At 43.2% G+C, this 8,884-nt stretch carries 8 protein-coding genes and 2 tRNA genes; all 10 read left to right on the forward strand.

Translation table 11 applies throughout. The features are described 5' to 3' along the window. Window positions 1-757: 757 nt before the first annotated feature. Entirely contained in the window at window positions 758-2,941 is a 2,184-nt protein-coding gene (locus tag L2717_RS16600; protein WP_220775057.1) for a prolyl oligopeptidase family serine peptidase, read from the forward strand. A gap of 193 nt (window positions 2,942-3,134) precedes the next feature. Then, window positions 3,135-3,536 (forward strand): tol-pal system-associated acyl-CoA thioesterase, encoded by a 402-nt coding sequence (gene ybgC / locus L2717_RS16605; protein ID WP_220775058.1) that lies wholly within the window; start codon window positions 3,135-3,137, stop codon window positions 3,534-3,536. Continuing rightward, window positions 3,526-4,212 (forward strand): protein TolQ, encoded by a 687-nt coding sequence (tolQ, locus tag L2717_RS16610; protein WP_248938114.1) that lies wholly within the window; start codon window positions 3,526-3,528, stop codon window positions 4,210-4,212. Before ybgC ends, tolQ begins: the two co-directional genes overlap by 11 nt. Continuing rightward, entirely contained in the window at window positions 4,212-4,646 is a 435-nt protein-coding gene (gene tolR, locus L2717_RS16615; protein ID WP_220774928.1) for a protein TolR, read from the forward strand. The genes tolQ and tolR overlap by 1 nt, the downstream gene beginning before the upstream one ends. After that, complete coding sequence (tolA, locus tag L2717_RS16620; RefSeq protein WP_220774927.1) at window positions 4,647-5,702, forward strand: cell envelope integrity protein TolA; 1,056 nt, start codon at window positions 4,647-4,649, stop codon at window positions 5,700-5,702. It abuts the gene before it with no gap. Between the two features lie 13 nt (window positions 5,703-5,715). Beyond that, window positions 5,716-7,044, forward strand: coding sequence for a Tol-Pal system beta propeller repeat protein TolB (tolB, locus tag L2717_RS16625; protein WP_220774926.1), 1,329 nt, complete (start codon window positions 5,716-5,718; stop codon window positions 7,042-7,044). 46 nt (window positions 7,045-7,090) lie between these two features. After that, complete coding sequence (pal, locus tag L2717_RS16630; protein ID WP_220774925.1) at window positions 7,091-7,624, forward strand: peptidoglycan-associated lipoprotein Pal; 534 nt, start codon at window positions 7,091-7,093, stop codon at window positions 7,622-7,624. 24 nt (window positions 7,625-7,648) lie between these two features. Continuing rightward, window positions 7,649-8,398 carry a tol-pal system protein YbgF gene (gene ybgF, locus L2717_RS16635; RefSeq protein ID WP_220774924.1) on the forward strand — a complete coding sequence of 250 codons (750 nt, stop codon included), beginning with the start codon at window positions 7,649-7,651 and terminating at the stop codon, window positions 8,396-8,398. A 142-nt stretch (window positions 8,399-8,540) separates the two neighbouring features. Then, window positions 8,541-8,616: transfer RNA gene (locus L2717_RS16640), tRNA-Lys, on the forward strand. Window positions 8,617-8,799: 183 nt separating this feature from the next. Beyond that, window positions 8,800-8,875: transfer RNA gene (locus tag L2717_RS16645), tRNA-Lys, on the forward strand. The last annotated feature ends 9 nt before the right edge of the window (window positions 8,876-8,884 follow it).

Genomic DNA, 8,884 nt, shown 5'->3' on the forward strand with positions numbered 1-8,884 from the left:
CAGTTGAGTTTTAAATATTAATACAAAGCCAAGTTTCTGACTTGGCTTTGTTATTTCTAAATACCATCAATCATGGCTGTCGTAATTAAAGCGACCATAGCAATTAAGTTACTATAGCGATGGCCAATATTGATAAGATTAATGACATTTATTCATTATGACGAGAGTCAATATAATTGGCCTTAAAAGCTCGCTGAAAGAGTTAGTCAGACGAGTGCGGATGAACGATTGAGCTAGATTGTATTAGTAAACGATAAATTACTAAAAAATGCACAAAAAAAAGCCCACTTAAAATAAGCAGGCTGCAAAAATAATGCATTTACAATCAACAAATTGAAGGAAGGAAGTCAAGCATAAGAACCAGGGATAAAACTGAAACGTTGGGAATACCTCAGTTTAAAAAGTTCTTGGTTTTCGATATCTGCAAGCAGTTACCTACTGAAAACATGGATATTTTATGGTGAGTTTCACTATAAAACAAACGAGAAAAATTGCTCATAAGCATTAGTGTTTCTAATGAATAGAAAGGTGACCTATGTCACTTAAGTCACTATTTGTGTTGATTAATAACTTATAACTCATTATTTCTGCATAATAATACACTTCAATAAGCTTATGCTTGATGCTATTTTGTTAAATCTACTAGATAGCCCTAGATGCTTCATCTTAAGTTATGGCATTGCCATGAGCTTTTTTGCTTGTATAGTACTTGTTGAAAGGGCTTTAAGCTCAAAACCACAAGAAGGACAATAATAAGATGGCATTAAGATTTCGCCTTGCAAAGCAAGGTTTGTTAGTTGCCACGTTGGGGATCGCGCTCGGTGCCTGCCAAAGTGGCAATGGACCTGAACAAAGTTCGGTTGATCAGGCCAGTGCAAATAAATTGGTTTACCCTGCTACTGAAAAAGATGATCCCGTCGAAACCATTCATGGTGTGGCTGTAGCGGACCCTTACCGTCACTTAGAAGCCAATACGCCTGAAACTGAAGATTGGGTGAAAGAACAGCAAGACTTCGGCCAAGCCTATTTAGCTCAAATCCCCAATAAACAAGCTGTGGTCAAACGCATCACCGAATTGTGGAATTATGAAAAAGTCTCTGCCCCGTTTGAGAACGGTGATAATCAATTTTACTATCGTAATGATGGGCTACAAGCGCAATCTGTTTTATATGTCAAAGGCTTAGATGGCGTTGAAAAACCGGTTCTCGATCCAAATAAGCTGTCTGCAAACGGCACTGTTGCTTTATCTGGCGTGGCAGTCAGTAATGACGGTAAAATTTTAGCCTATGGCGTGTCAAATTCGGGCTCAGATTGGCAGCAATGGCAGTTTGTTGATATCGCAACCGGTAAGAAACTTGCCGATGAATTGAAATGGATTAAATTTTCGAGTGCTGTTTGGGATAAAGAAAACCAAGGCGTGTTTTATGCTCGTTATGATGCGCCCGCAGGTGGAGACGTGTTGGCCGATGTCAATTTCAACCAAAAAGTGTATTACCATAAATTAGGCACCGACCAGCGCCAAGATTTATTGATTTATGAGCGCCCGCAGAATAAAGACTGGGGCTTTGGTATTGATGTTTCCGATAAAGGCGAATATCTATTACTGTCGATTTCACAAGGCACGGATAAACGTAATCGTTTTTTCTATAAATCGTTATTTGAGCCTAAATCGCAAGTAGTGGAGTTGATCCTTAGTTTAGAAGCTGAATATGAGTTTCTTGGCAATGATGGCTCAGTGTTTTATTTTAAAACCGACTTAGATGCGCCTAATGGTAAAATTATTGGGATTGATACCCGCAATAGTGATAAATCCCAATGGCTAACCATTATTCCGGAGTCTAAGGATCCGATTAATAGTGTCGCTATTATTAATGATCATTTAGTGGTGAGTTATTTACACGATGTATTAGGTCAATTGTCGATTTACAGTATGGGCGGACAAAAGCGCCAAGATGTGACGCTGCCCGGTCAAGGTAATGTGACGGGACCTTTTGGTAAGGCAAGCAAAGACTATTTCTATTACGTGTTTAATAGCTATATTCAGCCAGAAACTACCTATAAATTTGATTTTAAAACCGCTCAATCAAGTGTGATTGCTAAACCTAAAGTGTCGTTTAATCCCGATGACTATGTCTCTGAGCAAGTCTTTTATAACAGCAAAGATGGTACGCGTGTGCCTATGATGTTGTCCTATAAAAAAGGCTTAGTGAAAAATGGTCAAAACCCAACGCTATTGTATGCCTATGGTGGTTTTGCGATTTCGATGACGCCACGTTTTAGCCCTGCCAATATTGCTTGGTTAGATATGGGTGGTATTTATGCTGTGCCGAGCCTGCGTGGTGGTGCCGAGTACGGTGAAAGCTGGCATCAAGCGGGGATGTTCGATAAAAAGCAAAATGTGTTTGATGACTATTTTGCCGCTGCTGAATATCTAGTGAGTGAGAAATACACTAACAGCACTAAATTAGGTGCCTATGGCCGTAGTAACGGTGGCTTGCTTATGGGCGCGGCGTTGACTCAACGTCCAGAACTCTTTGCCGCAGTATTACCTGCAGTAGGAGTGCTGGATATGCTGCGTTTCCATAAGTTCACTATTGGTTGGGCATGGACGAGTGAATATGGCAGTGCTGATAAAGCAGAGCAATTCCCTGCGTTATTAGCTTATTCGCCTTATCACAATGTGAAGGCTCAAGCTTATCCTGCGACTATGGTGATGACGGCCGATCATGACGACCGCGTGGTGCCATTACATAGCTTCAAGTTCGCTGCTATGTTGCAGGATAAGCAGTTGGGCCCTGAACCTGTGATTATGCGTATCGAGTCAAATGCTGGGCACGGAGCGGGCAAACCTACGGCGATGAAGATCGATGAATTTGCCGATATTTACAGTTTCTTGTGGCAGAGTTTTGGGCTGACTTTGCCGCAAACCATTGCAAAGTAGCAAACTATCTATCGTAAAGTAACCAACTATGTTAATGAAATGGGGCCCTTTGGCCCCATTGTCTTTTACAATTACACTCATTCAGCTGAAACCCCTGCTATTCCTATCTATATCTTCATCGGGTGATTCACAAGTCTTGTTTCCCTAGGTATAGTAAGCGTCAATTTTTCAACTAAAACTTGCTTATTTTCAAATGACGTTTCATTGGCCTATTTCAGTCTATTACGAAGACACCGACGCTGGCGGCGTTGTCTATCATTCAAACTATCTCAACTTTTTTGAGCGAGCGCGAACCGAGTGGCTAAAAGCTCTTGGCGTGAGTCAGACTGCGCTATTAGCTGACGATACCGCCTTTGTGGTAAAGCATGCGGAATTAGATTTTCGCAAAGCGGCACGTTTTGAACAGAACCTTATTGTAGAAACTAAGGTCATAGAGTTGAAAAAGGCCTCGTTGATTTTTCATCAACGCTTGGTCGATAAGCAAGGAGACTGTTATTGTGAAGGCACAGTGCTGGTAGTTTGTGTTGCGTTGTCACGTATGCGTCCCCGAGCGATTCCCTTAAATATTGTGCAGGAGTTTGACAGTGCAAGCTGATATGTCGATTGTTGGGTTATTTTTACAAGCTAGTTTATTAGTAAAATTTGTGATGTTTATTTTACTTTGTTTATCGGTGATGTCTTGGACGGTGATTATACAACGCCGTAGCTTGCTGTCAGCCGCAAAAAGTAAATCGACCAAATTTGAAGATAAATTTTGGTCAGGCGTTGATTTAAATCGCCTGTACAAAGAATTATTATCACGCCCAGATAATAGCGGTTTAGAGTCATTATTTGTGACAGGCTTTAAGGAATATTCACGCCTAAATAAGTTAAATAGTAAAGTGCCTGATGCTGTGATGGATGGTACGTCACGGGCTATGCGTGTGACACTTTCTCGCGAAATGGAAAAGTTAGAAGCTAATTTACCGTCATTAGCGACGATAGGTTCAACTAGCCCTTATATCGGTTTATTTGGTACGGTATGGGGAATTATGAACTCTTTTATCGCCATTGGCTCGATGGAAAACGCCACCTTAGCGATGGTAGCTCCCGGTATTGCTGAGGCTCTGATTGCTACTGCTATGGGTTTATTCGCAGCGATCCCTGCGGTTATTGCCTATAACCGTTTCTCGACTCAAGTTGATAAATTAGAAATGGCCTACGCAAACTTTATGGAAGAATTTTCCAGCATTTTGCATCGCCAAGCATACAGTGAGAAGGAAGGGGCATAATGCAACCAGCTTATCAGCGCAAACGTCGTCGCCCCGTTGCTGAAATCAACGTGGTGCCCTATATCGACGTCATGCTCGTGCTGTTAATTATTTTTATGGTAACAGCACCCATAGTGACCCAAGGGGTAAAAGTGGAATTGCCTCAAGGGGCTGCCGAGGTGTTACCTTCTGACAGTAAGCCACCAGTCGTCGCCTCTATTGACGGTGATGGTGATTATTATCTCAATAAAGGTGGTTCGACCAATGTTCCTATGGAGTTGGAAGCACTCGCGACAGAAGTCGCTGCAGTTATGGTGACAGAACCTGAGCGTCCAGTGGTGGTTAAGGCCGATAGAAATATTCCTTACGATAAAGTGATTCAGTTGATGGTGACCTTGCAAGGTGCTGGCGTGCCATCAGTCGGTTTGATGACGGACTCACCCAAGGAGAAATAGGTGGCAGATAAGTCTGATGTAACATTACCTCTGTCAATTTCAGCGGGTATTCATATTGGCGTGATAATTATTCTGGCATTAGGGGTAGATTTTTCTCATAAACCTGAGCCTATGCAACAAGTGAGTGCGCCAGCGGTTAAAGCCGTTATGGTTGATCAGCAAAAAGTGGCTAATCAAGTTGAAAAACTGAAGCAAGAAAAGCGTGATACAGAGCGTCGTGAGCAAGAACGCCAAGCCGAACTTGAGCGCAAAGCTCAAGAAGCGACTAAAGCTCGCGAACGTGAACAAGCGCAAATTAAACAGTTAGAGCAAGAACGTAAGCAGCAAGAAGTTGAAACCCAAAAAGCCAATGAAGCCACCAAACTTGCGCAGGTAAAACAGCAGCAGGAAAAGGCTAAGGCGGTTCAAGCTGAAACTGAACGTAAGCTGAAAGAACAGGAGCGTAAGGTCTCTGAAGAGGCGGCGCAAAAAGCGGTAGAAAAACGTAAAGTAGAGGAAGCTGCGGCAGCCAAAGCTGAAGCTGTTGCAGCCAAGGCTGAAACAGACCGTAAGCTGAAAGAAGATGCCGAACGTAAGAAAAAAGCGGAAGCTGAGCGTAAGCAAAAGGAAGACGCTGCGAACAAGTTAAAGGACGAAGCCGAACGCAAACAAAAAGCCGAAGCCGCTCGTAAACAAAAAGCAGATGCAGAAGCTAAGGCTCGCGCCCAGCAAGAGCAGGAAATGGCTGATGCTTTAGCGGCGGAGCAAACGGCATTGTCGCAAACTATGAGTAAGCAAGTGCAGAGTGAAATGGGTAAATATCAAGCAATGATAAAATCAACCATCCAACGTAATTTGGTGGTCGATGAATCAATGCGTGGTAAAACCTGTACTGTCTCTGTACGTTTGGCCAGCGATGGTTTTGTGATCAGCAGTCAAACTCAAGGCGGCGATCCTAATGTTTGTCGTGCAGCAAAGGCGGCTATTTTGAAAGCGGGTAAATTGCCAGTGTCTCCGGATCCTGCAGTTTATAACTTGATGAAAGAAATTAACTTAATCGTTGAACCAACGTTTTAATTAAAGGAGTCTCATGAAAATTTTGGCAAAATGGTTAGCACTGGCAATTCTGCTGTGCACCACCCCCGCGAAAGCGGCATTGGATATAGTGATCACCGAAGGGGTTGACGCAGCGCGTCCGATTGCTGTCATGCCTTTTGTTTGGCAAGGTCCCGGCGCGGCGCCACAAGCGATTGCGGATGTGGTGATGTCGGACCTAATACGTAGCGGAACTTTTAAACCCTTAGATGAGCTGGGTTTACCGCAGCGTAATATTGGCGCTCTAGCGCAGTTTCAAGCCAACGCTTGGACGAGTGTAGGTGCAGAGGCGTTAGTGCTAGGAACAGTTAAGCCTTATGGTCCGGATCAATATTTGGTGAATTTTGATTTAATCGATTTGGTTAAAGCACAAAACCAAGCATTGAAAGGCGCTGTAAGCCCAACAGAATTTTTAATGGATAGTCGTCAAACTGTGATTTCAGCGGCGCAATTTCGCCAGTATGGACACAGAATTAGCGATATCGTCTATGAAAAATTAACCGGTATTCGTGGTGCATTCTTAACACGCATTTCTTATGTAGTTGTTAATCACACTCAAAAAGCACCATATCAATTGATGGTGGCAGACTATGATGGCGTAAATGAGCAAATGTTATTGCGCTCGCCAGAGCCATTAATGTCACCAACTTGGTCACCTGATGGTCGTCGTTTAGCTTATGTCAGCTTTGAAAATAAGAAAGCTGAAATATTCGTCCAAGACTTGTATACCCAAGTACGTACTAAGGTGAGCTCTTTCCCTGGTATTAACGGTGCGCCGGCGTTTTCGCCCGATGGCAAATCATTAGCAGTGACCTTGTCTAAAGACGGTCAACCTGAGATTTACGTTATCGATATCGCGACTAAAGCGATTAAACGTATTACAAATCACTATGCTATCGATACTGAGCCGTCATGGTATCCTGATGGAAAGTCATTGATTTTCACCTCTGAGCGCGGTGGTCGACCACAAATTTATCGCGTAGAGTTGAACTCAGGTAAAGTGAACCGTGAAACCTTTGAAGGTGAATGGAATCTAGGTGGATCAATTGCACCTGATGGGCGTAGTATGATTTTTGTTAATCGTACCAATGGTAAATTTAATATTGCGCGTATGGATCTTAATACGCGGTTTATGCAAGTGCTAACATCAACACGTTTGGATGAATCTCCAAGTGTGGCTCCTAACGGTACTATGGTGATCTATGGCACCACGCACCAAGGTAAGCAAGTATTAGCAGCAGTTTCTACGGATGGACGCTTTAAGGCCAGATTACCGGTGGGTCAAGGTGAGGTGAAATCACCTTCTTGGTCACCGTTTCTCTAATGTTATACCCTGATTTAATCACATTTAATTTGATAAGGAATACGTAATGGATCTGAACAAGTTGTTAAAAGCTATGTTGGTAGCACTTCCAATTATGGCTATTAGTGCATGTAGCTCAACTTCAGAATCAGAAACTGATGCAATGGGCTCAACAAACGGTTCTGGTAGTGAACTGAATGGTGGCATTCAAACGGGTGGTGTGGGCGGTATGTTGTCAGCTGAAGAACAACAACGTCAACAGTTAGATGATTTGAGAAAACAACAAATCATCTACTTCGATTTTGACCGTAGTGAAGTTCAAACTGAATTTGCCGCGATATTAGAAGCCCATGGTACTTACTTAGTTGAGCACCCAAGTGTACGTGTATTGATCGAAGGTCATGCAGACGAGCGTGGTACGCCTGAGTACAACATCGCACTAGGTGAGCGTCGTGCTAAAGCCGTGGCTAAATACCTACAAGGTATGGGCGTACAGCCAAGCCAAATGAGCGTAGTCAGCTATGGCGAAGAAAAACCACTTGATTTTTCTCGCACTGATGAAGGTTTTGGCAAAAACCGTCGTGCAGTTTTAGTTTACTAAGATTGAATTTCGGAGAGTGACACAATGAAACGTGCCGTCTTAATTACGGCAATGTTCCTTGGCGCAGGTGCTGCAGTCGCAGCACCTGCACCTGTGGAAGATATTGCTGGTGGTTCAAGTGATGACAGGCTTGCTCGTATTGAGCGTATTGTTAAATCGAGACAGCAAAGTGATCTCGAAATGCAGCGTCGTCTTGATACTCTGCAGCAAGAAGTCCTAGATTTACGTGGTTTAACGGAACAACAAAATTATCAGATTGAGCAGATGCAGCAGCGTCAGCGTCAGTTATATGATGAACTGGCGAATGCATCCTCTAAAGCTTCTGCTGCGCCAGCCGCTGTGGCTGCTACATCGACCCCCTCTATTGCAGCGACCAATGCCGCCGCAAGCAGTTTAAGTGAAACCGCCAGCTATGAGGCTGCCGTTAACTTAGTCTTAAAAGAGCGTAAGTATGACGAAGCTATTCCTGCCTTCCGTGCTTTTATCAAGCAGTACCCAGACTCAGTGTATGCCGCAAATGCTAACTATTGGTTAGGCCAACTTTTATTTAATAAAAGTGAATTTGCCGAGGCAAAGCAAGCCTTCAATACTGTTGTTGCACGCTTTAGTGATTCTAATAAGCGCGGTGATAGTCTAGTGAAACTCGGTATGATTGCAGAGAAAACAGGTGACAAAGCGGGAGCGCTGCAATACTACCAACAAGTTGTTAAAGATTACGCAAACAGCGCAGCAGCGCGCATTGCACAGCAACAGTTAGCCGCACTTAAAGCCTAATTAACTAAAAAACATACTCTTAGTCTGTTTTTCATGCAAACGACAAAAAATTGGGAATTTGCGCTTGCATGAGAAAATGAAAAAGGTATTATAGGCGCCCTCAGAGCGGCGAGGTCGTTCGGGGCGTGAAATACCAGTAAATGGGTCGTTAGCTCAGTCGGTAGAGCAGTTGGCTTTTAACCAATTGGTCGAAGGTTCGAATCCTTCACGACCCACCACTTAATTCTAATTAATAGAATAAGTTAATGGTTTTCATAGGCTAGTAATAAATATTTTTGGTCGTTAGCTCAGTCGTTTTTATATCGCTAGAGCAGTTAGCTTTTAACCAATCAGTTCAATGGTTCTAATCTTTCACGGCATACCACTTTACTGAAAGTGTTTAAATCAGCGCAATACTAGATGGGTCGTTAGCTCAGTCGGTAGAGCAGTTGGCTTTTAACCAATTGGTCGAAGGTTCGAATCCTTCACGACCCACCACTTTACTGA

The organism is Shewanella glacialipiscicola, from assembly GCF_023283485.1.
Lineage (GTDB): Bacteria > Pseudomonadota > Gammaproteobacteria > Enterobacterales > Shewanellaceae > Shewanella > Shewanella glacialipiscicola.